This is a genomic window from Erythrobacter sp. QSSC1-22B (assembly GCF_001678665.1).
GTDB lineage: Bacteria > Pseudomonadota > Alphaproteobacteria > Sphingomonadales > Sphingomonadaceae > Qipengyuania.
This window is the reverse complement of record NZ_LZRP01000002.1, coordinates 380414-406626: the sequence shown is the minus strand read 5'-3', so window position 1 is coordinate 406626 and position 26213 is coordinate 380414. Positions and strand designations below refer to the sequence as shown.

Genomic DNA, 26213 nt, shown 5'->3' with positions numbered 1-26213 from the left:
TTCGTTTCGATTTGGTTGTGCTGAAAGGCGTGCGGAGCTTCCGCGCGCCTTTTCGCGTCGGTCTTTCCGCGTGGTCGGCTATCCGCGCCAGTCGAGCGCGACCAGCAGGGTGCGCTGGAAGCCGCTGACATTGTCGTCCGAGATCAGCCACAGGCGCGATGCGCCACCGGCCCCGGGCTCGACCGCCAGCCCCTCGTAATTCTCCTGCGGCACCGCCTCGGGCAGCGGAATCACGCGTTCGGGGCGCCACAGCGCGCCCGGTTCAATCCCCACAGGATCAAGTACCGCGATCGCGCTGGCAAAACGCGGCGGGAAATACCATTCGACGCTGCGCACCAGCACCAGCACCGTGCCATCGGCCAGCTGGGTCATGTCGACCGGCCGCATGCCCTCGGGCGCGGCGAAGCCAAAGGACACGCCTTCGTCGCCGAGAGTCGGATCGCGCGGAAAAAGCACCGCACGGTGGCCGGGCGTCGAATCGAACCGCACTTCGGCAAGGACGACGAACCGCCCATCGGCCAGCCGCACCATCGCTTCGGGCCCGCCATTCCCGCGCGAGCGACGCATTTTCGTCGGCTTCACCCGCGCCAGTCGCTGGAGCCCGGGCGAATAGCGTTCGATCGCATTGCTGCTCTCATAGGCGCCCCAGATGGTCCCGGTCGTGCGATCCAGCGTCAGGGCTTCGAGATCGGCATCGCGCTTGGCACGCCCTTCGGTGACCGCGAGTTCGGGATAGCTCCCGGCCATCGTCGCGGTCCCGGGATGCTCGATCATCAGCAGCGTTCCGGTGTCGCTGCCAGCAAGCAGCGATCCGTCGGCCAGCGCGATCAGCGCCGAATAGCCACCGAAATCGCGCGTCGCGCTCTCGAGATGCCACACCCCTATTAGGCTCAGCGGCGAATCGGGCGCGCCCACATCGGTGCTGCCCTGCGCCACCAGTTCTGCGGTCACGGGCGCCGTGGGATCGATCGGCAGGATGTCGGCGCGCCACCAAGTGAGCACCAGCATCCCTGCCGAAAATGCGCTCACCAATATCGTGCGCCGCAGCGACGCCAAACGGACGGAAATCAGCCTTCGCCGATGAACAGCAGCGGGTCGAGCCGCGAATCACGCCAGGTCAGCCCCCAGTGGAGATGCGGCCCGGTCGCCCGGCCCGAAGCGCCGATATCGCCGATATGCTGACCCTGCCGGACCCGTTCGCCTTCGCTGACCAGAATGCGTGAGCAATGCAGGAAGGCGCTATTGAGCCCCTGCCCGTGATCTATGATCAGCAGCTGGCCCTCGAGGCTGAAATTGTCGACCGCCAGCACCACCACTCCGTCGGCGGGCGCCACGAACGGGGTGCCGCTCTCGCCGGTCGCGATATCGAGACCCGTATGATAGCTTCCGGGCTCGCCGCGATAAATCCGCTGCGAGCCGAAACGTCCGGAGATACGCCCCTTTACCGGCCAGACGAAATCCTGCTGCCACCCTCGCGCCCCGGTTTCCTGCTGGCGCGAAAGGTAAATCCGTTCGAGCTCGGGCGCGCGGCGTTGGCGGAAGGCCGCCGACGAGCCGCCGGGCCGCAGCGCGACATCGACGCGCTCGAGGTTCCAGTCGCGCGGCGAAACCGCGACCGGGCTGCGGATCACCCGACCGTCATCGAGGGTCGCGGCGAGCACCGCCTGGCGGTCGGCATCGCGGTCGAAAGCGGCGAAGAAATAGCCCTCGTCGTCGAGCGCCAGCGCGGTTTCGTCGAGCATGGCGGACACCGTACCCGGAGGCGCCCGACCGCGAATCCAGCCGCCCTGCGTCAGCTCGCCCGAAAAGGTGAATATCTCGGCGCGCGTCGGGGTCGGTGGTGGAGGGGGCTGCACTTCCGCGCGGACCGGCTGCACCACGCTGGTCTGCGCCGGCTGCGATTCGGCGCGGGCAGGCCCTTCATCCGGGGTCGTGCAGGCGGCTAGGCCGAGAGTCGCAAGCAGCGCCGCACCCGCACGGCGCAGGATCAAGGCTTCAACCGTTCGGTCGCCAGCTCGGCGGTGGCATAGGGTTCCTGATAGTGGACGCTCCAGTAGCGCAATTCCTCGAGTGGGATCGCCTGCCCGCTGAGCGCGCACAACACGTGCTGGCCGGTGCGCAGCACGCGAAAGCCGTTGGGCCCGTAATGCAGCTTGGCTTCGCTGCCCGAATTTCGTTCCGATGACATCAACATGGGGCGCTCCCTAGCAAGCTGCGGTCACTCGAACAAATCGGTTTGTCGTTTGGGCGGTTCCGGAGGCCGCTTGGCGCGCGCCGGTTTGGGTTTGGGTCCCGGTGAGGCAGCCGGCGCTGCGGCGCCATCAGGGGTCGCGCCCAGTTCGCCATCGTCGAACTTGAGCACCAGCCGCGCCTGCTCGGCGGCATCGGCGCGGCGGGTCAAAGTCCGCCCCTCGCCATCCATAACCCGCACATAGCCGCGCTTCAGCGGACGGTCGGGGTGCAATTGCTCAGCCAGCCGCGCCAGCGCATCGAGCGCCGCGCGCCGCTCGGAAACAGGCCGGAGGACGAGCGCCGGATCGAGCCGCTGGCGGGCAAGCGCCAGCCGCGCATCGCGAAAGCCGCGCTGGAGCATCGCGGGCGAGAGCCGCAGCAGCCCGAGCGCCTCGCGGCCCTTGCCCGCCCGATCCCTCAGCGCGCGGCGGAGTCGCTCGCCTTCGTCGTCGAGCCTTTGCGCGGGTCCCTGCAGCAGCGCCTCGGGTCGGGGCAGACGGCCCACTCGCGCCTCCAGCCGCTCGCGCCCCAGCGCCACCGGGCGCAGGGCGCATTGCCGCTGCCGGTGGGCGAGGTCCTCCAGCGTCGCGGCAAGCTCGGCGCGCACCGGAACCGCCAGTTCGGCGGCGGCGGTGGGGGTCGGCGCGCGGCGATCGGCGGCATAATCGGCGAGCGTGGTATCGGTTTCGTGGCCGACCGCGCTGATCGTCGGGATCGTGCATTCGGCGATGGCGCGGACCACCACTTCCTCGTTGAAGCTCCACAGATCCTCGATCGAGCCGCCGCCGCGCGCAATGATGACGAGATCGGGACGGTCGGGATCATCCGCAGCCATGGCAGAGAAGCCACGCACCGCCGCGGCCACCTGATCCGCCGAGCCCTGCCCCTGCACCAGCACCGGCCAGACGATCACCCGGCTGGGAAAGCGGTCCGCCAATCGGTGGAGGATGTCGCGGATCACCGCGCCGGTGGGCGAGGTCACCACCCCGATCGTGCGCGGCAGATAGGGCAGCGCGCGCTTGCGGTCGGCTGCGAACAGCCCCTCGGCTTCGAGCCGCGCCTTGGTCCGTTCGAGCAGCGCCAGCAGCGCGCCCTCGCCCGCCAGTTCCATCCGCTCGATCACGATCTGGTATTTGGAGCGCCCGGGATAGGTGGTCAGCTTGCCGGTGGCGATGACTTCCAGCCCGTCCTCGGGGGTGAACGGCAGCCGCTGGCAATTGCCGCGCCACATCACCGCATCGAGTACCGCCTTGTCGTCCTTGAGCGTGGCGTAGAGATGCCCCGAGGCGGCGCGCTTGACCCCCGACAGCTCGCCGCGCAGCCGCACGAAGCCGAAGCGGTCCTCGACCGTCCGCTTGAGCAGCGCCGAAATCTCGCTGATCGAATAGGGCTGCGCGTTGTCGCCATCGCTCGTGCGCGCTACGAGCCCCGCATTCGTATCGTCATCCGGAGAATCGCTCGCCATGAATATCCTTCTGCTGGGTTCGGGCGGGCGCGAGCATGCGCTGGCGTGGAAGCTGGCGCAATCCCGCCTGCTGGCCGCTGCGGGGGACAGTTTCTACGCCGCGCCGGGCAACCCGGGAATCGCCGACCACGCCCAATGCGTCGAACTAGATGCCGCGGATCATGACGCGGTTGGCGCCTTCTGCCGCGACAAGGATATCGGGCTGGTGGTGATCGGGCCCGAGGCGCCGCTGGTCGCCGGGCTGGCCGATCATCTGCGCGCGCAGGGTGTGGCAGTGTTCGGCCCGTCGCAAGCCGCGGCGCAGCTCGAAGGCAGCAAGGGTTTTACCAAGGATTTGTGCATCCGCGCCGGCATCCCGACCGCGCGCTACACCCGCGCGACCTCGCTCGAGCAGGCCTGGGGCGCGCTCAAGAGCTTCGATGCGCCCTTCGTGCTCAAGGCCGATGGGCTGGCTGCAGGCAAGGGCGTGGTGATCGCGGAAACCCGCGAGGAAGCGCAGGAAGCGCTTTCGGACATGTTCGGCGGCCAGTTCGGCAGCGCCGGGTCCGAGGTGGTGATCGAGCAGTTCCTGACCGGCGAGGAAGCGAGTTTCTTCGCGCTGACCGATGGCACCACGATCGTCCCCTTCGGCAGCGCACAGGATCACAAGCGCGTCGGCGAGGGCGACACCGGCCCCAACACCGGCGGAATGGGCGCCTATTCGCCCGCCCCGGTGCTCGACGAGCGGCTCCAGTCGCGGGTGATGGCCGATATCATCGAGCCGACGGTGGCGGCGATGCGCGCCGAGGGGATGCCCTATTCGGGTGTGCTCTACGCCGGGCTGATGCTCTCGCCCGATGGCCCGCAGCTGATCGAATACAATGCCCGATTCGGCGATCCCGAATGCCAGGTGCTGATGATGCGGCTGGAGAGCGATCTGGGCGAATTGATGCTCGCCTGCGCGCAAGGGAAGCTGGCCGAGGCACCTGCGCCCGAATTCGCGGAGGATTACGCCCTGACCGTGGTGATGGCGGCCGAGGGCTATCCGGCGACCCCGAAGAAGGGCGGCGCGATCGCGCTGGGCGAGGCCGAGGAGCGCGGCGCCAAGGTATTCCACGCGGGGACCGCTTTGCGCGATAGCGGACTGGTTGCAACCGGCGGTCGGGTGCTCACCGTCACCGCGCGCGGTCCATCGGTCACCGAGGCGCAGGCCGCCGCCTATCGGGCGGTCGCTACGATCGACTTCCCCGAAGGCTTCTGCCGCCGCGACATCGGCTGGCGCGAGGTCAGGCGCGAGGCGAGCCGGTCCGCCGAATAGCGCGGTAGGCGCTCCGCCTCAGACGATTCCCGCCTCGACCAGCGCCTTGAGGTCCGCCTCGGGCCGAGCGCCGTAATGGCTGATCACCTCGGCAGCGCAGATCGCGCCCATTCGCAGGCAGGTTTCGAGCGGTTCGCCACGCGCGTGCCCGGTGAGGAAGCCCGCGGCGAACAGATCGCCCGCGCCGGTGGTGTCGACCACACGCTCGACCGGCTCGGCCTTGGTTTCGGCGCGGACCCCGTCGGCGATGGCGATCGCGCCATCGGGGCCGCGCGTTGCGACCAGCACCGGGACCTTGTCCTTGAGCGCGGCGACGCCGGCCTCGAATGTCTCCTCGCCGGTCAGGGTCGCCAGCTCGCCCTCGTTGACGAACAGGATGTCGATCATCCCGTCTTCGATCAATTGGCGGAAATCGTCGCCATGGCGCTCGATCACGAAGCTCTCGCTGGCGGTGAAGGCGACCTTGCGCCCGGCACGGCGTGCGACCTCGATCGCGCGGCGCATCGCGCGGCGCGGTTCCTCGGGGTCCCAAAGATAGCCCTCGAGATAGAGGATCGCGGCGCTGGCGATGGTCTCGTCGTCGAGCGCGGCGGGGGGCAGGAACTGGCTGGCACCGAGAAAGGTGTTCATCGTCCGTTCGCCATCGGGGGTGACGAAGATCAGGCAGCGCGCGGTCGGCGGATCGGTCTCGTCGTTGTTTGTTGGGCGCACAGGGGTGTCGAAATCGATCCCGCCGGCGCGGATGTCGTGCCCGAATATCTGCCCCAGCTGGTCGTCGGCGACCTGGCCGATAAAGGCGCATTGCGCGCCCAGCGCCGACATCCCCGCGAGCGTGTTGGCGGCCGAACCGCCCGAGATTTCCCGCGCAGGACCCATCGCGTCGTAGAGCTCGGTGGCGCGCGCTGTGTCGACCAGCGTCATCCCGCCGCGGTTGAGCCCGAGTTCCTCGATCAGCGCATCCTCGCAAGGGGCCATCACATCGACGATGGCGTTGCCGATGGCGATTACGTCGTAACGGGGTTCGGTCATGGAGGCTCCGGGATATTGCGTTTCGTCGTGGCCCGTTAGCGGCTCGGCCCCGGCGCGCCAAGCGCGGCGTTGACTTGCACGGGCCGCATGCGCAAGCGCTGACCCCGATGACCTCGCTCCCCCGCGCCCTTGCCCTGTCGATCGGCCAATTGGGCGACCCCGCGATCCTGCGCATTCTCGGCAAGAGTCTGGCGCTGACGCTGGCGATCTTCGCGGCGTTGGGCTGGGGCGCGAGCTTTGCTTTCGATGCCGCTCTGGAATCGCTGGGCGTGGCAAAGGGATCGGGCTTCGGGACGCTGCTCGCCGTGCTGGCGGTGCTGATCGCCGGTTGGCTGCTGTTCCGCCTGGTGGCTCTGGCGGTGCTGCAGTTCTTCGCCGAGGATGTGGTCCGCGCGGTCGAGGCGCGGCACTATCCCGCCGCCGCCGCGGTGCCCGAACTGTCCTTCGGCACGGCGCTGCGCAACAGCGCCCGCTCGACCGGGCGCGCGCTGCTGGTCAATCTGGCGGTCTCGCCGATCGCGCTGGTGCTGCTGTTCACCGGGGTGGGTGCGGCGCTGGTGTTCTGGCTTGCCAACGCCGTGCTGCTGGGGCGCGAATTGCAGGACATGGTCTGGCTGCGCCACCGACAGGCCCTCGATGATACCGCTCCCATCGGCGCGCCGACCCGCTTCGTGCTCGGCGGGCTGGTGGCGGCGCTGCTGGCGGAGCCGTTCGTCAATTTCCTCGCTCCCGTGCTCGGCGCGGCGAGCGCCACCCATCTCGTCCATCGCGGAAGACCAGATCATGCTTAGAACCGGAGCCTCGCTCCTCGCCCTCACGCTACTGGCCGGCTGTGTCACCGCGCCCGCCACCACGCCGCAATCCCCGCGCGCCCCGGTGCGCGGCGAGGCGCCGCCGCCGATGACACCGGCGAGGCCGCAGGTCGCGCCGAGCACCGGCGGCTTCGTCGCGCCGCGGATCATGCAATTGCCGGGGCTCGAGGGGGTGATCGGCCAGAATGGCACCGCGCTGGCCAACAGCTTCGGGCCTCCGCGGCTCGAAGTGCGCGAGGGCGATGCGCTCAAGCTGCAGTTCAGCGGCGAGGCCTGCGTCCTCGATATCTATCTCTATCCGCTCCGTCCGGGCGCGGAGCCGAGCGCGACCTATGTCGATGCGCGGCGGGCTAGCGACGGGATCGATGTCGATCGCGCCGCCTGCGTCGCCGCCCTGAGACGCTAGCGCGAAACGCTAGCTCTTGGCGCTAGACCATGAAGCTTTCGCCGCAGCCGCAGGCACCCTTGGCGTTGGGGTTTGCGAACACGAACCCGGCGGTGAAATCATCCTCGACCCAGTCCATGATGCTGCCGACCAGATAGAGCACGCTCGCCCCGTCGATGTATAATACGCCGCCGGGGGTTTCGATCTTCTCGTCGAAAGCCACTTCCTCGGTGACGTAGTCGACCGAATAGGCGAGGCCCGAGCAGCCGCGGCGCGGGGTCGACAGCTTGACCCCGATCGCATCCGCAGGCGCCTTGGCCATCAGATCGGCGACGCGCGCCTCGGCCCCTTGCGTCAGTTCGACCGCGGCGGGGCGTTTCTTGAGCGTGGATTGGGCCATTACAGCATCCCCAGTTCGAGCCGTGCCTCGTCGGTCATCTTGTCCGGGCCCCACGGTGGGTGCCAGACCAGGTTGACCTGCGCATCGCGCACGCCGGGCACGCTGGCGGCGCGCAATTCGACCTCGCCGGGCATGGTCTCGGCGACCGGACAATTCGGAGTGGTCAGCGTCATGTTGACGACGACGTCGTTGTCGGCGGAAACCTCGACGCCGTAGATCAGCCCGAGATCGTAGATGTTCACGGGGATTTCCGGATCGTAGATCTCGCGGATCGCCGCGACCACCGCTTCGTAAAGCTCGCCGCCCGGCTCGCCTGCCTGCATGGCTTCGGGCTGCTGCTTGAGGAAGCCATCGAGATAGTCGCGCTTGCGCTCCAGTGTCTGGCGCGGCGCTTCGGCAGCGGGAGCAAGGTCGGGATCGATCGCATCCTCGACCCGCGCGCGCGGCGGCTTTTGCAGCACCTGCTCGTTCGGTGCAGGGGCGGCGATGAAATCCTGGTCGTCGCTGGGCTTGTTCATACCATCTTTCCTAGGCGAAAATCTTGAGCGTGCGTTCGATCCCGCGGGCGAGGGCGGCGATATCGGCTTCGTCCGAATATAGGCCGAAGCTGGCTCGCGCGGTGGCCGGAACCCCGAGATGCTCCATCAGCGGCTGCGCGCAATGGTGCCCGGCGCGGATCGCGACGTTCTCTTCATCCAATATGGTACCCAGATCGTGCGGGTGAACCCCCTCCATCGCGAAAGAGACGATTCCCGCCGAATCCTCGGGGCCGAACAGGCGCACCGAATTGAAACCCCGGAGCATGTCGCGGGTCTGGCGCGCGAGCGCGGATTCATGCGCGAACAATTGCTCCAGATCGAACTGGGCGAGATAGTCGATCGCCGCGGCCAGCGCGATCGCTTCGGTAATCATCGGCGTGCCCGCCTCGAAGCGCTGCGGCGGCGGGGCGTAGGTGGTGCGCGCGAAGCTGACTTGGTCGATCATCGCGCCGCCGCCCTGCCACGGCGGCATCGCCTCGAGCAGGCTCTCGCGTGCCCAGAGGACCCCGATCCCGGTGGGACCGTAGAGCTTGTGCCCCGAAAACACGTAGAAATCGCAATCGAGCGCGGCCATGTCGAGCACCATACGCGGAGCGGCCTGGCAGCCGTCGAGCAGCAGTTTCGCACCGACGGCATGCGCCAGATCGGCGGCGCGCCGTGCGTCGAGCACCGAACCCAGAACGTTCGAGAGATGCGCCAGCGCGACCATCTTGTGACGCGGTGTCAGCATGGTCTCAAGCGCGTCGCAATCGATCCGCCCGTCCTCGGTCAGCGGGCAGACGTCGATGACGGCACCGGTCCGTTCGGCAACCATCTGCCATGGCACGATGTTGGAATGATGCTCCAGTTGCGAGAGCATGATCCGGTCGCCTTCCTGCAAGTGCGACAGGCCCCAGCTTTGCGCGACCAAATTGATGCCTTCGGTCGCGCCGCGCACGAAGACGATCTCGTTCTCGCTGGCGGCCCGCATGAACCTGGCCACCTTCCGGCGTGCGGTCTCGTAACCCAGCGTCATTTGCGCGCTGCGCCCGTAGATGCCGCGGTGGACGGTGGCGTAGTCCCTGCCCAGTGCGTTGCTCATCGCGTCGATCACGGCCTGCGGTTTCTGCGCGGTGGCGGCGGTATCGAGATAGTGCCACGGCGCGCCATCGCGGGTGACCATGCCCGGGAAATCGGCCTTCTGGCCGGGATCGGCTGTGCCGATATCGAGAAGTGCAGCTTGGGTCATAGGTGCTTGTCCAGCTTGTCGAGCGCGACCCGCATCAGCCGCTCGCGCGTGTCGTCGTCCGAAAGCCCGACCAGCGCATCGCCGATAAAGGCCTGGACCAGCAGCCGCCGCGACAGTTCGGGCGGGATGCCGCGCGCGGCCATATAGTAGCGCGCGGTCTCGTCGAGCTGGCCGACGGTGGCGCCATGCGCGCATTTGACGTCGTCGGCGAAGATTTCGAGTTGCGGCACCGCGTTGACGCTGGCGCCGCGGTCGAGCAGCAGGCCCTTGAAATCCTGCGCCGCGTCGGTCTTCTGCGCATCGCGCACCACATCGATGCTACCGAGGAAATTGCCCGTGCCCTTGCCCCAGTGGACGGAGCGGACGGTCTGGTTGCTGGTCGCCTCGGGCTCGGCATGGACGACGCGGGTGACGAATTCGCGCACCGTGTCGCGCCCGCCGACCGTGATCCCGCCCATCTCGAAATGCGCACCGCGGCCCATCCGGACTTCGATCTCGATCCGCGCGTATTCGGCCGCGGCCGCAATAGCGAATATGGCGCAGCGCGCGCCCGCGCCGATATCGATCCGCAAGCGGCGCAATTCGGTAGCGGCGGTATCCGCGCCGTCCTCGATCACCAGGCATTCGCTCCAGCTCTCGCCCGGCGCGATCGTGATGTCGCGCCAGACATCGAGATCGACGCCTTCGAGCGCCTCGACCGCAGAATAGCGCCAGGCTTCATCTCTCCGGGTGGGGCGGGTGGGGTGCGTTGCGAGTTCGCTCATGCGGCCATCACCTTGTCGTAGCCTTCGGCCTCGAGCTGGTTGGCCAGATCGGCGCTGCCGGTCTTCGCGATCCGCCCTTGGCTGAGGATGTGGACATAGTCGGGTTGCACCACCTGGAGCAGGCGCTGGTAATGGGTGATCAGCAGCACGCCCTTGCCGGGCTGGCGCATGATCGCGTTGATGCCATCGCCGACCACGCGCAGCGAATCGATGTCGAGCCCGCTGTCGGTCTCGTCGAGCACCGCGAAACTGGGATCGAGAATGCCCATCTGGACCATCTCGGCGCGCTTCTTCTCGCCGCCCGAGAAGCCGACATTCACATGGCGTTTGAGCATGTCCATATCGAGCTTGAGCAGCGCGGCCTTTTCCTTGGCCAGCTTGAGGAACTCGCCGCCGTTCAGCGGCTCCTCGCCGCGGTGCTTGCGCTGGGCGTTGAGCGCCTCGCGCAGGAACTGGACGTTGGAGACCCCGGGAATCTCGACCGGGTACTGGAACCCGAGGAACATGCCCGCCGCGGCGCGCTCGTGCGGCTCCATGTCGAGCAGATCCTTGCCATCGAAGCGCACGCTGCCGCCGGTCACTTCGTAGCCGGGGCGCCCGCCCAGCACATAGGCGAGCGTCGATTTCCCCGCGCCATTGGGGCCCATGATCGCATGCACCTCGCCCGCCCCCACGCTGAGCGAGAGGCCGTCGAGGATCTTGGTGCCACCGATTTCGGCGGAGAGGTTTTCAATCTGGAGCATTGGCTGGGGCATAGGGCTTTCGTTCATTGGTATGATGAGAGGTTCGGCGTCAGCGGCGTTCGCGCCGCACGCTCTGTTTTTCCGCGATCCGCTTGCGCATGGCGTCGCCGATGGCGGCGGTGACCGCGTCGAGATCGGCGAGGATATCGGCGGCGGGGATGTGCATCACGCGGATGCCGACCGCCGCAAGGCTCTTGTCGCGCCGCGTGGCGAGCGCTTCGCTGGTGTCGTCCTCGTCGATCGCGATCGCGAGGCCGAGCGTGTGGCAGTTGAAATCGACGATCGCCGAGCCGACCACCGCGTGGCGGGTGAATTTGTGGCGCCCGAAATCGGCCATGGCGAAGCGCTCGGCCAGCGCCTTGTGCGCTTCCGAGGAATGCCGCTTCATCTCGCGCGCGCGGTCATGCAGCACATCGAGCCTTGTGTCCGAAATCTTCCACCCGCGGCCCTTCTTGTTGAGCGTAGGCGCGGCGTCGTCCTGCTCGGAAGGCGAGCGGAGATTGAGGGTTTTGCGTTCGGTCACCCCACGCTTCCTTCGAGCGAAATCGCCAGCAGCTTCTGCGCCTCGACCGCGAATTCCATCGGCAATTGCTTCATCACGTCCTTGGCGAAGCCGTTGACGATCAACGCGATCGCCTCTTCCTCGTCGAGCCCGCGCTGCTGCGCGTAGAACAGCTGGTCGTCGGAAATCTTGCTGGTGGTCGCCTCGTGCTCGATCTGCGCGCTGGGGTTCCTGACCTCAATGTAGGGCACGGTGTGCGCGCCGCATTGCGAGCCGATCAGCAGGCTGTCGCATTCGGTGCGGTTGCGCACGTTCTCGGCATTGGCGCCGACGCGGACCAGCCCGCGATAGGTGTTGCTGCTCTTGCCCGCGCTGATGCCCTTGGAGATGATCGTCGAGCGGGTGCCCGAGCCATTGTGGATCATCTTGGTCCCGGTGTCGGCCTGCTGGTGATTGTTGGTCACCGCGACCGAGTAGAACTCGCCCACGCTGTCTTCGCCGTTGAGCACGCAGGAGGGGTATTTCCACGTCACCGCGCTGCCGGTCTCGACCTGGGTCCAGGAAATCTTGCTGCGCGCGCCCTGGCACAATCCGCGCTTGGTGACGAAATTGTAGATCCCACCCACACCCTCGGAGTTACCGGGGTACCAGTTCTGGACCGTGGAATATTTGATCTCGGCATCGTCCATCGCCACCAGCTCGACCACTGCCGCGTGAAGCTGGTTCTCGTCGCGCATCGGCGCGGTGCAGCCCTCGAGATAGCTAACGTAGGAGCCCTTCTCGGCGATGATCAGCGTGCGTTCGAACTGGCCGGTGTTCTCGGCGTTGATGCGGAAATAGGTGCTGAGCTCCATCGGGCAGCGCACGCCTTCGGGGATGTAGACGAAGGTGCCGTCGGAAAAGACCGCGCAATTGAGCGTGGCGAAGTAATTGTCGCGCTGCGGCACGATCTTGCCCAGCCACTGCTTCACCAGCTCGGGATATTCGCGGATCGCCTCGGAGATCGAACGGAAGATCACGCCTGCGCTTTCCAGCTCCTTGCGGAAGGTGGTGGCGACGCTGACCGAGTCGAACACCGCATCCACCGCGACCTTGCGCGCACCCTCGACCCCGGCGAGCACTTCCTGCTCGGCGATCGGGATGCCCAGCTTTTCGTAAACGCGCAGGATTTCTGGATCGACCTCGTCGAGCGAGCCCAGCTTGGGCTTGGCGCGCGGTTCGGCGTAATAATAGGCGTCCTGGTAGTCGATCTTCGGATAGCCGATCTTGGCCCAGTCGGGCTCTTCCATGTCCTGCCACAGGCGGAAGGCCTTGAGCCGCCAGTCGAGCATCCATTGCGGCTCGTTCTTCTTGGCCGAGATGAAGCGGACGGTGTCCTCGTTCAGCCCCTTGGGGGCGAAATCCTGTTCGATATCCGACGACCAGCCGTGCTCGTAATCCGCCGCGCGGGCGGCGGCATCATGGGCGTCCTGATCCTGGAGTTCGAGGCTGTCGGTCATGGTGGGGCTTTCGGTCATTAGAGTGCTCGCGGCATGGTGCACGGATCGGCGCGAAGCGCTGCGCTTCGTGGCGAGGGAATGGTCTTCGCGGGCTGTCCAGCGAGCTGCGTCAGCGGGATGCTCGCCAGCGTCCCGCGCAGGGCTTCGTTGATCATCGGCCAGTGCGGGCGGACGCTGCACAGAGCATCGACGCTGCATTCGCCACCATCGGCGCAGGCGGTCAGCGCGATGGGTCCTTCGACAGCCTCGACGATATCGGCGACGCTGATCGAGGCGGCGGGACGCGCGAGTTGCAGACCGCCGCCCGAGCCGCGCGTCGAGCGCAGCAGCCCGGCCGCCGAAAGCTTGCTAACCAGCTTCTGCACGGTCGGGACCGGGAGACCGGTTTCCGCCGCCAGCGCGGCCGCACTCGTGCGCCCGCCGCCACAATGGCGCGCCGCGGCGCACATAGTGACCACGGCGTAATCGGCTAGGTTGGAGAGGCGCATCGTCAAACTGTTTTCTCAAATCGGACCATTTTGTTCCGATTGAGCATCTATGGTCGCAAAGTCGCGCTTTCAAGCCATTTTCGACTCTTGCGAGTCGTTAGCATCCTCGTCCATAGCGATGGGCAGGCCGACCTGACGCAGGTTCTTCTTGTTGAGCATCTCGGTCAGATAGGGCGAGCTCGGATCGACGATCCGCGCCGGGGTCCGCCCCGCGAACAGCCGGATCTCGCGGATCATATGCGGCTGGTCGTAGAAGGCCTGGCCGATCTGCGCCTCGTATTCCATCGTCAGGCTGGGCAGCGAGAGCAGCGTCGCAGCGCGCAGCGCGCGGTATTTGCGCCGCAGCGCCACCGGCGAGAGCCCGAAATAGCGCTCGACCAGCCGCTGGGTCTGGCGCCGCGAATAGGGCGAAGCGGCATAGAGCACGTCGATCTCCGGGAGGAAATCGCCCGCCAGCCAGGCATTGGTGGCGGCGATCAGCTCCGGGTGGCCGGGTTTGAGCGGCTGCATTGCCGCCAGCATCGCGGGCCCCAGTTCGGCCACGCATTGCTCCGCGTCCTTCTGGCCAGCGCGGTAGGCGGTGCACAGCGCGTGGCCGGTCTCGAACAGCGCGGAGTCGAGCCAGTCGTCGGCGCGATAGAGCCGGTTGCCATGGGTCTTGGCGCACAGGCCGGTGAGGGCAGCCCAGCCCAGCGGGCTGAGCGCGGCGCCGATCGCGTGGAACGGCCCATCGACGCGGAACGGCACGGCGCGCGAGAACGGGGTCAAGAGATTGACCCGGTGCGAGGGATCGATGCCGCCCTCGGGCAAGACCATCTCGCCCTCCCCGAATGGGAACAGGCTCAGATGGCCGATCGCCGCGGGCTGGATGTCGCTGACCTTCTCGTCATCGCAACGGAAGTGATAGAAGGTCGTGACGTAGTCGCTCAGTTCTGGCGACACGCCCAGATAATCGATGGCAAAACGGTTGGCGGGGGTGAGTTGCCCCTGCTCGCCTTTTGCTCCCCTTGGCCCCGCCATTCAGCCTTCCTTATCCCGCCCCAACCTCGGCGATCCAGGTATCGACATTCTCCTCCATGATCGAGAGCGGCACCGGTCCGCTCGTCAGGATCACGTCGTGGAAGGCGCGAATATCGAACCGGTCGCCCAATTGCGTGCGCGCCCGATCGCGCAGTTCCATGATCTTGAGCTTGCCGATCATATAGGCGGTCGCCTGGCCCGGATAGACGATGTAGCGCTCGATCGCCTTGCGGATATCGCCATCGGGATTGGGGGTGTTGTCGGTGAGATACTGGATCGCTTCCTCGCGGCTCCAGCGCTTGTGGTGCAGCCCGGTGTCGACCACCAGCCGCGCGGCCCGCCACAGTTCCATCCCCAGCCGGCCGAAGTCGGAATAGGGATCGGTGTAGAAGCCCATGTCCTTGCCCAGTTCCTCGGTATAGAGGCCCCAGCCCTCGCTGTAGGCGGTCACTCCGCCGAAGCGGCGGAACGGCGGGACGTCGCCCAGCTGGGTCTGGATCGACAGCTGGAGGTGATGGCCGGGCAGGCCTTCGTGGTAGGCCAGCGCCTCGAGCTCGTTCTTGCTCATGTCCCGAAGGTTGTAGAGATTGACGTAATAGGTACCCGGGCGCGAGCCGTCGGGTGCCGGGCGCTGGTAAAAGGCCTTGCCCGCGCTCTTTTCGCGGAAGGCCTCGACCGGCTTGATTACCAGCGGATCGGTGGGCAATGTCGAGAAGTACTCGGGCAGGCGCTCTTCCATCGCATCGAGCTTGGCTTCGGCATCGGCGAGATAGGCCTCGCGGTTGTCGTAATAGAAGCGTTCGTCGGTGCGGGTGAACTCGAAGAATTCCTGCAGCGTGCCTTCGAACCCGACCTCGTCCATGATGCTGCGCATCTCGTCATGGATGCGCTCGACGTTGTCGAGCCCGATCTGGTGGATCTGGTCTGGGGTGAGATCGGTGGTGGTGTAATTGGCGAGCAGCGCTTTGTAATATTGCGCGCCCTGCGGGAACCGCCAGATGCCGTCCTGCGTCGGCGCGATGGCCTGCTGGCGTTTCATCTCGGCGAGCAGCCGCTGGTAGGCGGGGCGGGCATTGGCGTTCCAGGCGCGCGTCCCGGCGCCCTGCACGATCCCATTGCTTTCGGCACTGTCGAGCGCGGCGACCTTCTTGCGATAATCCTCGAGAATCGCATTGTCGTCGCCCGCAGCAAGCAGGTTCTCGATGTCCGAGATGACATAGGGATAGACCCAATCGGGCGGCATCACCCCGGCGGCGGCGCGCTCGCGCGATTCGGCGGTCAGCGTGTCGATCACCGTGCCCAGGCCTTCGATCCGGCTGACGTAGGCCTGTGCGCTCTCGGCGCTGTCGACGCGGTGGATGTTGATCAGGAATGCGGGCAGCTGGCTCTGCGCGCCGCGCATCTGGTCGAAGACATAGCCAGAGTCGCGGAACGGGTACAAAGCGGCGCTGCGCTCGGCCATGGCGTCGAACAACCGGTAGCTAAGCGCATCCTCGCGTGACAGATCGGCAAGATCGTAATTGGCGCGCATCGTCGCAGCGGTGGATTGCAACAGGTCCTCTTCGCGCTCCTCGGCAGCGGCGGAGAAATCGCCCCAGCGGCTGTAATCCTCGTCGCGGATGCCGCGATAGGCCTTGGACAGCGGCGAAAGCGCGAGTTGCTGCGCATCGTAGGTTTCGAACAGCTGGCCCAAATCTTCGTCGGGCTGCGGTGCGGTCATCGCAGCACCGTCGCTAACACCCGCTCCTTGGCCCGCTCCTTGAGTGGTGGCGCAGGAGGCCAGTGCCAGTGCCGCTATCGAAATTCCCACCTGTCTGAAACGCATCGCTCAATCCCCATGTCGTATTTGTACAAGGGGCATGGGGCAAAACCTAAGCGATTGCCAGCCTTGGCGAAATCGCCGCGCCGAATCCGGGCATATCGCGATGGCGTGTGGTCGACTGCGCGTCTGGTCGAGATGAGATCGGGCGAAAAAAGCGGGCGGCCCCCGAAGAGACCGCCCTTTCAGTAGAGGAACCCGCCGCAACGGCGTCGGGTCCTTCGGGTCGCAAGAAGACTGTTACGCCAGAACGGATGTTTCCGATTGTATGCAAACGACAGCGGCTCTCCGCCTGCAATATCCGTAGGCGCCCGGTCCGCGCCTGCTCGACACCGCGCATCGCTTTGCCCATAGGCGGCGCCATGCTGTTCGACCTCGTCCGCCCGGCCATCTTCGCGCTCGATCCCGAGCGCGCCCACCGCCTCACGGTTGCGGCGCTCAGGGCCATGCCGCGCCGCGCGCCTGCCGCCGCCGGGCCGCTGGCGACCACCTTGGCCGGGTTGCGCTTTCCCAACCCGGTGGGGCTCGCTGCAGGCTTCGACAAGAATGGCGAAGTGCCCGATGCGCTGCTCGGTCTGGGGTTCGGTTTCGCAGAAGTCGGCTCGATCACCCCGCTTCCGCAGGCGGGAAACCCCACCCCGCGGCTGTTCCGGCTGGTCCAGGATCGCGCCGTGATCAACCGGATGGGGTTCAACAACGAGGGCGGCGATGCCCTCGCCCGCCGGCTCGAGGGCCGTCGTGACCGCGCCGGGATCGTGGGCGTCAACATCGGTGCCAACAAGGACAGCGCCGACCGGATTGCCGACTATGCGCAGCTGACCCGGCTGCTGGCGCCGCTGGCCAGCTATCTGGCGGTCAATATTTCCAGCCCCAACACGCCCGGCCTGCGCGCGCTGCAGGACGAGGGCGCGCTGACCGGGCTGCTCGACGCGGTGCTCGAGGCCCGGAGCGAAGTGTGCGGCGAAGCTGGCCCGCCGATCTTCCTCAAGGTCGCGCCCGATCTGGAACCGGCGGACATCGATGCCATCTCGCGCATCGCGCTCGACCGGCGACTGGCGGCGCTGATCGTCTCGAACACCACCATCGTCCGCACCGGTCTGCGCTCGCGCCATGGCGGCGAGACCGGCGGGCTCTCCGGCGCGCCCTTGCGCGACCTTGCATTGCAGCGCTTGCGCGATTTCCGCAGCGCCAGCGGCGGGGCGATCCCGCTGGTCGGGGTCGGCGGGATCGCGAGTGCGGAAGACGCCTGGACGCGGATCCGCGCAGGCGCGAGCCTCGTCCAGCTCTACTCGGCGCTGGTCTATCAGGGACCCGGGCTCGCGCGGAGGATCGTGCGCGGCATGGAGCGGCTGATGCGGCGTGACGGTTTTGGCACGATTGCGGAAGCCGTCGGGAGCGAATAGCAGGGCGGGTATGATCACCCGCCTTCTCGCCACATTCGCCCTGCCGCTCTCGCTTGCGAGCGGCGCCCTCGCCCAATCTCCCGACCCGGCCCCGGCCTCGGCTCCGGTCCAACCCCCCTCGACAGCCCAACTGCCCTTCGTCGGCAGCGTCAGCGCCGCCGACCCGCGCGCGCAAGCGGCCGGCATGGCCATGCTCTGGCAAGGCGGCAGCGCCACCGACGCTGCGCTCGCGACCATGCTGGCGCTAACCGTGGTCGAGCCGCAAAGCTCGGGCATCGGTGGCGGTGGTTTCTACGTTCGCGGAACCGCGGATGGGGGGATCGAGACGATCGACGGGCGCGAAACCGCACCATCTGGCGCGACCCCCGACTGGTTCCTCGCCGAGGATGGCAGCGTGCCGCCTTTCATGCAGAGCGTGATGAGCGGGTCGAGCGTGGGGGTGCCGGGCAATATCGCGCTCGCCGCCGAGGCGCATGCCCGATACGGCAAACTGCCCTGGGCCGCGCTGTTCGCCCCCGCGATCGAATTGGCGCGCGAAGGTTTTGCCATCAACATACGGCTCGCTTCCTATCTCGAGCGGATGCCGGAGCGGGCGGGCGCGGTTCCCGCCACGCAAGCGCTGTTCTACGACGATGGTGGCCAGCCGCATCCCGCCGGGCATATCGTTCGCAACGAGCCGCTCGCGCAGACGCTGGAGCGGATTGCGGCTGAGGGGGCGGCGGCATTCTACACCGGGGCCCTCGCGCAGGAGATCGCCGGGACGGTCGCCGGCAAGACCCCGCGCGACACTGCGATGACACCGGCGGATATTGCCGACTATCGCGCTGTCGATCGCGATGGCGTGTGCGGTTCCTATCGCGGCTATCGGGTCTGCGGAATGGGGCCGCCATCATCGGGCGGGATCGCGGTGCTGCAGATCCTCGGCCAGCTCGAGCGCTTCGATCTGGCCGGGCTGGGTCTCTACAATCCGCAGACCTGGCACCTGTTCGTCGAATCGCAGCGGCTCGCCTATGCCGATCGCGAATTGTATATTGCCGACAGCGATTTTGTGGCGGTTCCCGTCGCGGGGCTGATCGATCCGGCCTACATCGTCCGCCGCAGCGAGCTCATCTCGATCAAGACGAGTCTCGCGGCGGTCGCGCCCGGCCGTCCTGCGGGCGCGGACACCGCGCTCGCCGATGGCAACGAACCCGAGGAACGCGGCACCTCGCATATCGCGGCGGTCGATCCCACGGGAACGATGATCAGCTACACCTCCACTATCGAGGGGGTGTTCGGCTCCGGCATGATGGCGGGCGGGTTCTACCTCAACAACGAGCTTACCGATTTCAGCCGCAGCCCGACCGTCGATGGCCTGCCGGTCGCCAATCGGGTGGAAGGCGGCAAGCGTCCGCGCAGCTCGATGGCACCGACCGTCGTGTGGGACCCTGAGGGACGCCCGGTGCTGGTGATCGGCGCGGCGGGCGGCCCCACCATCCCGGTGCAGACCGCGCGCGGCATCATCGGGGTGATCGATTTCGGGCTTTTCGCGAAAGAGGCGCTCGGCCTGCCATTCATCATGGGTTTCGGCGACACAGTGATGGTCGAGGAAGGGACCTGGCTCGAAACCGCCATCCCCGCATTGCAGGAGCTCGGCCATTCCGAGGTGGTCCCACGCGAGGTGGGACTGAAGGCCGGCGCGATCAAGCGCGAGGGCACGATCTGGGAAGCCGCGCGCGATCCGCGGATCGATCTCGGGGTCACGGTTCCCTGAACGGACGCGGCTTTCTCGCCCACTTGCCGTAGGTCAGCCAGCCTCCTAAGCCACGCGACGCAGTTGATCTGCCAATAGAAAAGACAAGAGGGAGCCAGGCCGGATGCTGTCCGATATCGATGCTGCGAACAGTCTCGTTGAGCTGTTTCTCAAACGAGCCGACGAACGCGGAGACGCGCCCTTTCTGGGCGCGAAATCCACAGGCGAGTGGCGCACCATCAGCTGGTCCGAAGCGGCCGACCAGGTCTGCCTGTTGGCAGAAAGCCTGCGCAAGATGGGGCTCGATGCCGGCGACCGAGTCTGCCTCGTCAGCGAAAACCGGCCCGAATGGTGCATTTCCGATCTCGCAATCATGGCGGCGGGATGCGTCACCGTCCCAACCTACATCACCAACACCGAGCGCGATCACGCGCATATCCTCGACAATTCGGGCGCGCGCGCGGTCATCGTCTCGACCGAGAAGCTGTCGCAGCCGCTGCTGCCCGCTATGATGCGGACCGGGCTGGCCGAGCACATCATTTCCTTCGATGGCATCCGGCAATATCAAGCAGGCGATCTCCGGGCGCATAGCTGGAGCGACCTGGTCCGCGGCGATGCTGCGGCCGCCCGCGCCGCAGTCGACCGGCGCATCGCCGCGATCGGTCGCGGCGACACCGCCTGCATCATCTACACCAGCGGTACCGGCGGTGCTCCGCGCGGTGTGCGCCAGCATCATGGCGCGATCTTGTGCAATATCGCCGGGGCGGCAGAAATCCTCATCGAGGACTTCGGTCTCGGCAAGGAGGAGCGCTTTTTGTCCTTCCTGCCGCTGTCGCACGCCTATGAGCATACCGGCGGGCAATATCTGCCGATCTCGGTTGGCGCGCAGATCTACTATTCGGAAGGGCTCGACAAGCTGGCCGCCAATATCGAGGAGACGCGCCCGACCGTGATGGTCGTCGTGCCGCGCCTGTTCGAAGTCCTGCGCACCCGGATCATGAAGCAGGTCGCCAAGCAGGGTGGCCTGGCCGCGCGGCTGATGGACAGCGCGCTGGCGCTGGGCGAGCGCCGCGTGACAGGTCGCAGAAAATTCGGCGATGGCGGGCGCGACTTCGTGCTGGAGAAACTGCTGCGACCAAAGATCCGCCAGCGCTTCGGCGGGCGATTGAAGGCGATGGTGTCAGGCGGGGCGCCGCTCAACCCGGAGGTCGGGACCTTCTTCAGCTCGATGGGTCTGACCGTGCTCCAGGGCTACGGCCAGACCGAGGCCGGCCCGATCATCAGTTGCAACCGCCCCGCGGCCGGGATCGCGATGGACAGCGTCGGGCCGCCGATGCGCGGCGTCGATGTCCGCATCGCCGAGGATGGCGAAATCCTGTGCCGCGGCGAATTGGTGATGCACGGCTATTGGCAGAACAAGGCCGAGACCGAGCGGACGATACAGGACGGCTGGCTGCACACCGGCGATATCGGCCATATCGACGATCATGGCAGGATCGTGATTACCGATCGCAAGAAGGACATGATCGTCAACGACAAGGGCGACAATGTTGCGCCGCAGAAGGTCGAAGGGATGCTCACGCTCCAGCCCGAGATCGCGCAGGCGATGGTGACCGGCGACAAGCGCCCCTACATCGTCGGGCTGATAGTCCCCGATGCCGAATGGTCGCTCGAGTGGGCCACCGCACAGGGCAAGGCGTTCGACTTCAAATCGTTGCAGGACGATCCCGGGTTCCGGGCCGCGGTGCGCGACGCGCTAGATCGGGTCAATCGCGAGCTGTCGGTGGTCGAGAAGGTGCGCCAGTTCGCCTTCGCCGACGAGGCCTTCACTATCGAGAACGAGGAAATGACCCCGAGCCTGAAAATCCGGCGGCACAAGATCAAGGACCGCTACCAGCAGCGGCTCAACAGCCTGTACAAGAGCTAACCGAGGAAGGCCTAAGCGGCGATTTCTTCGATATATTCGGGGAAGAAGCGAGGCGGCCGGTCGGACCAGCCCGGGGCGGTCGCGGCGGCTTCGCTGAGTGACTGAAGCAGCAGCTTGCGGCGTTGCGGCTGGATCTGCGGGAGTGCGGCGGCGGCGCAGAAGGCGCTGGGCAGCCAGGGCCGCGAATCGGCGCCGAGCAGGCGTTCGTAGAGGAAGCGGAAGGCGGAGAAGCAGTCGATCCGCTCCTGCGCCAGATCGAAGGCGGCGACACGGGTCAGCTTGCCGACGAAGCCCTCGACCGCGTCGAAGCCGGTCGCCGTCGGGATCGACTGGCGCAACGCTTTCAGCTCCTGATAGGCGACATACTGACTGCGGATCGCGGCGTTTTCACCCGCATTCCGGCCCCAGATGCGGAACGCGTCGCAGCGCCCGAGCCCGATATCGAGGCTGCGGCGGATATAGCGCTGCTCGGCGGCGGTGAAGCCCGCGAATTCGCGCATTTCCGCAATGGTACCCGATGCCGTCGCTGCAATGGCCATGTCGGCCCTCCCTTGTTGCCGGACGGTCTATCGGCCAAGATGGTTAACACCTGGTTTGCGCTGAGCGATTTGCCGGGCGATTGGCGATGCCGGGCGATGCTGGCTGGTCCCGACACACAAAAAGGCCCGCGGTTTCCCGCGGGCCTTTCGCTTGTATCGTGCCTGGGATCAGACCTTGTCGCCGAGTGCACCCTTGACTTCACCCTTGAGGTTCTGGGCTTCGCCCTTGCGCTCCTGGGCCTTGCCTTCGGCCTTCATCGAATGATCATTGGTCGCATCGCCGACCGCCTGCTTGGTATTGCCGGCGGCTTCGTTGGCGATGCCCTTGGTCTTGTCTGTCATCTCGCCCATGTTTGTTCTCCTGCATAAGTGAGCCGGTCGATCGGAATGGGTCCTTTCGGCGGCAAGCCGCAGGAAAAGCGGCTATGGAATTACAGCGCGCGAACCGGGGTTCGGGTTCCGCTGGTTGCGGCGAAACGCCCGGAATTGCAGGCGGTTAGATGAGTCCGGCGAGCGGGCTGCTGGGATCGGCAAATTTGCGCGTCCCCATCCGCCCGGCGAGATAGGCATCGCGCCCGGCCTGCACCGCAAGCTTCATCGCCCGCGCCATGCGGATAGGATCCTTCGCCTCGGCGATGGCGGTGTTCATCAGCACGCCGTCGCAGCCAAGTTCCATCGCCACGGCGGCATCGCTTGCGGTGCCGACCCCGGCATCGACCAGCACCGGCACGCTCGCGCCCTCGACGATCAGGCGGATGGTTACGCGGTTCTGGATCCCGAGCCCCGAGCCGATCGGTGCTCCCAGAGGCATGACCGCGACCGCACCGGCCTCTTCGAGCTGCTTGGCGGCGATCGGATCGTCGGTGCAATAGACCATCGGGAGGAATCCTTCCTTGGCGAGGATCTCGGTTGCCCTGAGCGTTTCGCGCATGTCGGGATAGAGCGTTCGCGCCTCGCCGAGCACCTCGAGTTTGACCAGGTCCCAGCCACCCGCCTCGCGCGCCAGCCGCAACGTGCGCACGGCCTCGTCGCCGGTAAAGCAGCCCGCGGTGTTGGGCAGGTAGGTCACCTTTTTGGGGTCGATGAAATCGGTCAGCATCGGCGCCTTGGGATCGCTGACATTGACCCGCCGCACGGCGACGGTGACGATTTCGGCGCCGCTGGCCTCGAGCGCGGCGGCGTTCCGGGCGAAATCGACATATTTTCCCGTACCGACGATCAGGCGGGAGCGGAAAGTGCGCCCGGCCACGCTCCAGGTGTCGTCGCTACCCGCAGCGCTGCCGCCGCCGACGAAGTGGACGATCTCGAGCCTGTCGCCATCGGCGACGGGATGGGTTGCCAGTTCGCTGCGCGGCGCGATGGTCCCATTGCGCTCGACCGCGACCTTGGCCGGGTCGAGATCGAGCTCGCGGACGAGATCGGCGATGGTGGTTGCTGAGGTACGGCGGGTTTCGCCGTTGACGGTCAGGGTGATGGGTGCGGTCATGATCCGCGCGAGATAGCGGTCAAACCACTTTGCGCAAGTTCAGCACGTGTCCGAGCGAGACCAGTGCCACGCCGATGATGGTCAGCACCGCTTCCTCGAAGCCGTGCGGCACCGCGAGCGCGCCACCCATGAAGCTGAGCCCGGTCATCGCCACCACGAAGGGCGCCGCGCGGCGGTGGCGCAGCGCGCCCCAGCCGATCGCGACCGCGGCGATCAACACCGCGATGGCCAGACCGATACGGTGGATGTCGGGGTGGAAAAAGAACTGTCCGCCCAGCCCGAGACCCGAGACGATCACGATACTGGCCAGGCAATGCAGCGCGCACAGGCCCGACAACACGATCCCGCTGCGATCGAGACGGCGACGAATCGGAGAGATGGTGCGCTGAAGCATCGCGTGACCATCTATGTGATAGTGTAACATTATACAAGCGCCGAGCGGATATTTAGTTCGGTTTTCGTATTGCGCGGCCTGCCCTCACACTTGCCCGATTTGCACTTGCGCGCCCGTTGCCGGGCCATCAAACAGCCGAGCATGACCCATCCCGTTCTCCTGCCCGCCTCGGTAAGGCCGGTCGCGATCGCCAACTGGCTGTTGTTCGTCGCGCTGCTGGTGATCGTGATGGTCGCGGTCGGCGGGATCACCCGGCTGACCGAGAGCGGGTTGTCGATCACGCAATGGCAACCGGTGACCGGGACGATCCCGCCGCTGACCGAGGCTGACTGGCTCGCCGAGTTCGAGCTCTATCAGCAGACCGGCCAGTATCGCCAGATCACCGGCCCCGCCGGGATGGATCTCGCCGGGTTCAAGTTCATCTTCTTTTGGGAATGGTTCCATCGCCTGCTCGGGCGCGTGATCGGTCTCGCCTTCGCGGTGCCGCTGGCCTGGTTCTGGCTGCGCGGCGCGATCCCGGCCGGTTACAAATGGCGGCTCGTTGCGCTGCTCGCGCTCGGCGGGATGCAGGGCGTATTCGGCTGGTTCATGGTCCGCTCGGGCCTGTCGGTCGAGATGACCTCGGTGAGCCATTTCTGGCTTTCGATCCATCTGCTGACCGCGCTGGTGACGCTGGCGGGGCTGGTCTGGACCGCGCTCGACCTGCGCCGCCTGGCACGCGGCGGAAATCCGCCTGCGCGCTGGACCGCGATCGCAAGCTGGGTCGGTGCCGTCCTGTTCCTCCAGCTGCTGCTCGGTGCCTGGGTCGCCGGGCTTAACGCGGGTCATGCCTCGGACAGCTGGCCGCTGATGCAGGGGCGGCTGATTCCCGAATACGATACCTCGCGCGGGCTGTTCTGGGCAGTGACGCACGATCCCTTCCTGATCCACTTCCTCCACCGCTGGTGGGCCTGGGCAGCGGTGATCGCGCTGGTGGTGATGGCGCGGCGGGTCAAACCGCTCGAACGCGGCGCCTCGCTCGCCATCCATGCCGGCTTCGGCACGCAGATCCTGCTCGGCATTGCTACCGTGCTGACAGGCGTGTCGCTGTGGATTGCGGTGGCGCACCAGCTGTTCGGCGCTCTGCTGGTGGTGGCCTTTGCCTGGGGCGCGCACGCACTGGGCCGCCGCACCTAGCAGGAAACCGACCTCCGATGCTTTGTGGTATTATTATACCCCATCGGTAACACGCGGAATTGCTTGACTTGCGCCCGGTCCGACGCCATTCGCCGCCCGCGTCGCTAGTCCGGAAACGGTCGGATTCGCGCAACCACACACTAACAACGGAATTCCAAAGCCATGAAGGCTCTCAGCAAAATGACCCGGTCGATCAAACCGGCCGAGGTCGAAAAGGACTGGCACATCATCGACGCCGACGGTCTCGTCGTCGGTCGTGTAGCCACGATCATCGCCAAAATCCTGCGCGGCAAGCACAAGCCAAGCTTCACCCCGCATGTCGATTGCGGCGATCACGTCATCGTTATCAACGCCGAGAAGGTGAAGTTCACCGGGCGCAAGATGACCGACAAGATCTATTACCGCCACACCGGCCACCCCGGTGGCATCAAGGAAACGACTCCTGCCAAGGTGCTCGAAGGCCGCTTCCCCGAGCGCGTGCTCGAGAAGGCCGTCCAGCGCATGATCCCGCGCGGACCGCTGGGCCGCGACCAGATGCGCGCGCTGCATCTCTATGCCGGCACCGAGCATCCGCACGATGGCCAGCAGCCCAAGACGCTCGACGTCGCCTCGATGAACCGCAAGAACAAGGCAAGCAGCTAATGGTCGCCGACAACACCAGCGAAACCCCCGCCGACGAGACCAAGGTCGACGCCGCGCCGGAAGCCAACACCGAAACCGCGACCGAAGCCAAGTCCGAAGCTCCTGCCGAAGACGCCGCCGAAGCGAAGACCGAAGCTGCACCCGCAGCCGCTCCCGAGGAAAAGGCCGAGACCGAGACCAAGACCGATTTGGTCTCCGATCTGGCCGATCTCAAGAGCATCGCGGGCGACGCGCCCGAAGGCGATTCGGCCGAGATCGCTCGGACCGCCAGCGTGCCGCTGCGCGAGCAAGAGCTCGACGCCCAGGGCCGTGCCTATGCCACCGGCCGCCGCAAGGATGCCAAGGCGCGCGTCTGGATCAAGCCCGGCAGCGGCAAGATCACCGTCAACGGCCGCGATCAGGAAACCTATTTCGCGCGTCCGACGCTGCGGCTGATCCTCAACCAGCCCTTCGCCATCACCGATCGCGAAGGTCAGTACGACGTGATCTGCACCGTTCGCGGCGGCGGGCTTTCGGGCCAGGCCGGCGCGGTCAAGCATGGCATCAGCCAGGCGCTCACGAAGTACGAGCCCACGCTGCGGTCGACGGTCAAGGCCGCCGGCTTCCTCACCCGCGACAGCCGCGTGGTAGAGCGCAAGAAGTACGGCCGTGCCAAGGCGCGCAAGAGCTTCCAGTTCTCGAAGCGTTAAACG

Annotated in this window: 28 protein-coding genes; 9 read left to right on the top strand and 19 right to left on the bottom strand. The window is 66.5% G+C overall.

Features of this window, described 5'->3' with window-relative positions:
* Positions 1 to 78: 78 nt before the first annotated feature.
* Genes A9995_RS05805 through xseA form a run of 4 tightly spaced genes read right to left on the bottom strand, consistent with a single transcriptional unit; the run spans position 79 to position 3697 of the window.
* Positions 79 to 1029 (bottom strand): esterase-like activity of phytase family protein, encoded by a 951-nt coding sequence (locus A9995_RS05805; protein ID WP_145916817.1) that lies wholly within the window; start codon positions 1027 to 1029, stop codon positions 79 to 81.
* 38 nt (positions 1030 to 1067) lie between these two features.
* Positions 1068 to 1991: a M23 family metallopeptidase gene (locus A9995_RS05800; protein ID WP_067610234.1), complete on the bottom strand. Its 924-nt coding sequence runs from the start codon at positions 1989 to 1991 to the stop codon at positions 1068 to 1070.
* Positions 1988 to 2194: a DUF2093 domain-containing protein gene (locus tag A9995_RS05795; RefSeq protein ID WP_067610233.1), complete on the bottom strand. Its 207-nt coding sequence runs from the start codon at positions 2192 to 2194 to the stop codon at positions 1988 to 1990. The genes A9995_RS05800 and A9995_RS05795 overlap by 4 nt, the downstream gene beginning before the upstream one ends.
* A gap of 24 nt (positions 2195 to 2218) precedes the next feature.
* Positions 2219 to 3697 carry an exodeoxyribonuclease VII large subunit gene (gene xseA / locus A9995_RS05790; RefSeq protein WP_067610230.1) on the bottom strand — a complete coding sequence of 493 codons (1479 nt, stop codon included), beginning with the start codon at positions 3695 to 3697 and terminating at the stop codon, positions 2219 to 2221.
* Between xseA and purD the strand changes: the two genes are divergently transcribed.
* Positions 3696 to 4994 (top strand): phosphoribosylamine--glycine ligase, encoded by a 1299-nt coding sequence (gene purD, locus A9995_RS05785; RefSeq protein WP_067610228.1) that lies wholly within the window; start codon positions 3696 to 3698, stop codon positions 4992 to 4994. The genes xseA and purD overlap by 2 nt on opposite strands.
* 18 nt (positions 4995 to 5012) lie before the next feature.
* Here purD and A9995_RS05780 read toward each other — a convergent pair whose 3' ends face one another.
* Complete coding sequence (locus A9995_RS05780; protein ID WP_067610226.1) at positions 5013 to 6023, bottom strand: adenosine kinase; 1011 nt, start codon at positions 6021 to 6023, stop codon at positions 5013 to 5015.
* Between the two features lie 107 nt (positions 6024 to 6130).
* Between A9995_RS05780 and A9995_RS05775 the strand changes: the two genes are divergently transcribed.
* A complete protein-coding gene (locus tag A9995_RS05775) occupies positions 6131 to 6814 on the top strand; it encodes an EI24 domain-containing protein (RefSeq protein WP_067610221.1) in 684 nt (227 codons plus the stop codon).
* Positions 6807 to 7241 carry a hypothetical protein gene (locus A9995_RS05770; RefSeq protein WP_067610220.1) on the top strand — a complete coding sequence of 145 codons (435 nt, stop codon included), beginning with the start codon at positions 6807 to 6809 and terminating at the stop codon, positions 7239 to 7241. Before A9995_RS05775 ends, A9995_RS05770 begins: the two co-directional genes overlap by 8 nt.
* A 22-nt stretch (positions 7242 to 7263) precedes the next feature.
* Here A9995_RS05770 and A9995_RS05765 read toward each other — a convergent pair whose 3' ends face one another.
* From A9995_RS05765 to A9995_RS05720, 10 genes are all read right to left on the bottom strand, one after another.
* Complete coding sequence (locus tag A9995_RS05765; RefSeq protein WP_067610219.1) at positions 7264 to 7620, bottom strand: iron-sulfur cluster assembly accessory protein; 357 nt, start codon at positions 7618 to 7620, stop codon at positions 7264 to 7266.
* Positions 7620 to 8138: an SUF system Fe-S cluster assembly protein gene (locus A9995_RS05760; protein WP_067610218.1), complete on the bottom strand. Its 519-nt coding sequence runs from the start codon at positions 8136 to 8138 to the stop codon at positions 7620 to 7622. The genes A9995_RS05765 and A9995_RS05760 overlap by 1 nt, the downstream gene beginning before the upstream one ends.
* Before the next feature lie 10 nt (positions 8139 to 8148).
* The gene (locus A9995_RS05755; protein ID WP_067610217.1) at positions 8149 to 9387 is read right to left on the bottom strand and encodes an aminotransferase class V-fold PLP-dependent enzyme; all 1239 of its coding nucleotides are present in this window, start codon (positions 9385 to 9387) and stop codon (positions 8149 to 8151) included.
* Positions 9384 to 10151: a SufD family Fe-S cluster assembly protein gene (locus A9995_RS05750; protein ID WP_067610215.1), complete on the bottom strand. Its 768-nt coding sequence runs from the start codon at positions 10149 to 10151 to the stop codon at positions 9384 to 9386. The genes A9995_RS05755 and A9995_RS05750 overlap by 4 nt, the downstream gene beginning before the upstream one ends.
* The gene (gene sufC, locus A9995_RS05745) at positions 10148 to 10894 is read right to left on the bottom strand and encodes a Fe-S cluster assembly ATPase SufC (RefSeq protein ID WP_067610207.1); all 747 of its coding nucleotides are present in this window, start codon (positions 10892 to 10894) and stop codon (positions 10148 to 10150) included. Before sufC ends, A9995_RS05750 begins: the two co-directional genes overlap by 4 nt.
* Before the next feature lie 49 nt (positions 10895 to 10943).
* Positions 10944 to 11417: a DUF559 domain-containing protein gene (locus tag A9995_RS05740; protein WP_067610205.1), complete on the bottom strand. Its 474-nt coding sequence runs from the start codon at positions 11415 to 11417 to the stop codon at positions 10944 to 10946.
* Complete coding sequence (gene sufB, locus A9995_RS05735; protein ID WP_369815805.1) at positions 11414 to 12913, bottom strand: Fe-S cluster assembly protein SufB; 1500 nt, start codon at positions 12911 to 12913, stop codon at positions 11414 to 11416. The genes A9995_RS05740 and sufB overlap by 4 nt, the downstream gene beginning before the upstream one ends.
* Positions 12913 to 13383 (bottom strand): SUF system Fe-S cluster assembly regulator, encoded by a 471-nt coding sequence (locus A9995_RS05730; RefSeq protein WP_067610203.1) that lies wholly within the window; start codon positions 13381 to 13383, stop codon positions 12913 to 12915. Before A9995_RS05730 ends, sufB begins: the two co-directional genes overlap by 1 nt.
* Before the next feature lie 69 nt (positions 13384 to 13452).
* Positions 13453 to 14403: a helix-turn-helix domain-containing protein gene (locus tag A9995_RS05725; protein ID WP_067610201.1), complete on the bottom strand. Its 951-nt coding sequence runs from the start codon at positions 14401 to 14403 to the stop codon at positions 13453 to 13455.
* Between the two features lie 10 nt (positions 14404 to 14413).
* Positions 14414 to 16123, bottom strand: coding sequence for a DUF885 family protein (locus A9995_RS05720; RefSeq protein ID WP_233998100.1), 1710 nt, complete (start codon positions 16121 to 16123; stop codon positions 14414 to 14416).
* A 461-nt stretch (positions 16124 to 16584) separates the two neighbouring features.
* Between A9995_RS05720 and A9995_RS05715 the strand changes: the two genes are divergently transcribed.
* The 3 genes from A9995_RS05715 to A9995_RS05705 all read left to right on the top strand — a co-directional run bounded on the left by A9995_RS05715 (position 16585) and on the right by A9995_RS05705 (position 21284).
* Positions 16585 to 17625 (top strand): quinone-dependent dihydroorotate dehydrogenase, encoded by a 1041-nt coding sequence (locus tag A9995_RS05715; protein WP_067610197.1) that lies wholly within the window; start codon positions 16585 to 16587, stop codon positions 17623 to 17625.
* A gap of 10 nt (positions 17626 to 17635) precedes the next feature.
* Positions 17636 to 19378, top strand: a complete 1743-nt coding sequence (gene ggt, locus A9995_RS05710) for a gamma-glutamyltransferase (protein ID WP_067610195.1) — start codon at positions 17636 to 17638, stop codon at positions 19376 to 19378.
* 103 nt (positions 19379 to 19481) lie between these two features.
* Positions 19482 to 21284, top strand: coding sequence for a long-chain fatty acid--CoA ligase (locus A9995_RS05705; RefSeq protein ID WP_067610193.1), 1803 nt, complete (start codon positions 19482 to 19484; stop codon positions 21282 to 21284).
* A gap of 11 nt (positions 21285 to 21295) precedes the next feature.
* Here A9995_RS05705 and A9995_RS05700 read toward each other — a convergent pair whose 3' ends face one another.
* From A9995_RS05700 to A9995_RS05685, 4 genes are all read right to left on the bottom strand, one after another.
* Entirely contained in the window at positions 21296 to 21823 is a 528-nt protein-coding gene (locus A9995_RS05700) for a hypothetical protein (protein WP_067610191.1), read from the bottom strand.
* Between the two features lie 168 nt (positions 21824 to 21991).
* Positions 21992 to 22174, bottom strand: coding sequence for a CsbD family protein (locus A9995_RS05695; protein WP_067610189.1), 183 nt, complete (start codon positions 22172 to 22174; stop codon positions 21992 to 21994).
* A gap of 145 nt (positions 22175 to 22319) precedes the next feature.
* A complete protein-coding gene (gene thiS / locus A9995_RS05690) occupies positions 22320 to 23309 on the bottom strand; it encodes a sulfur carrier protein ThiS (protein ID WP_082992503.1) in 990 nt (329 codons plus the stop codon).
* A gap of 19 nt (positions 23310 to 23328) precedes the next feature.
* Entirely contained in the window at positions 23329 to 23703 is a 375-nt protein-coding gene (locus A9995_RS05685) for a MerC domain-containing protein (RefSeq protein WP_067610187.1), read from the bottom strand.
* 141 nt (positions 23704 to 23844) lie between these two features.
* Between A9995_RS05685 and A9995_RS05680 the strand changes: the two genes are divergently transcribed.
* The 3 genes from A9995_RS05680 to rpsI all read left to right on the top strand — a co-directional run bounded on the left by A9995_RS05680 (position 23845) and on the right by rpsI (position 26210).
* Complete coding sequence (locus tag A9995_RS05680; RefSeq protein ID WP_067610185.1) at positions 23845 to 24879, top strand: COX15/CtaA family protein; 1035 nt, start codon at positions 23845 to 23847, stop codon at positions 24877 to 24879.
* A gap of 162 nt (positions 24880 to 25041) precedes the next feature.
* Positions 25042 to 25521, top strand: coding sequence for a 50S ribosomal protein L13 (gene rplM, locus A9995_RS05675; RefSeq protein WP_067610183.1), 480 nt, complete (start codon positions 25042 to 25044; stop codon positions 25519 to 25521).
* 218 nt (positions 25522 to 25739) lie between these two features.
* Positions 25740 to 26210 carry a 30S ribosomal protein S9 gene (gene rpsI, locus A9995_RS05670; protein ID WP_233998108.1) on the top strand — a complete coding sequence of 157 codons (471 nt, stop codon included), beginning with the start codon at positions 25740 to 25742 and terminating at the stop codon, positions 26208 to 26210.
* Positions 26211 to 26213: the final 3 nt, after the last annotated feature.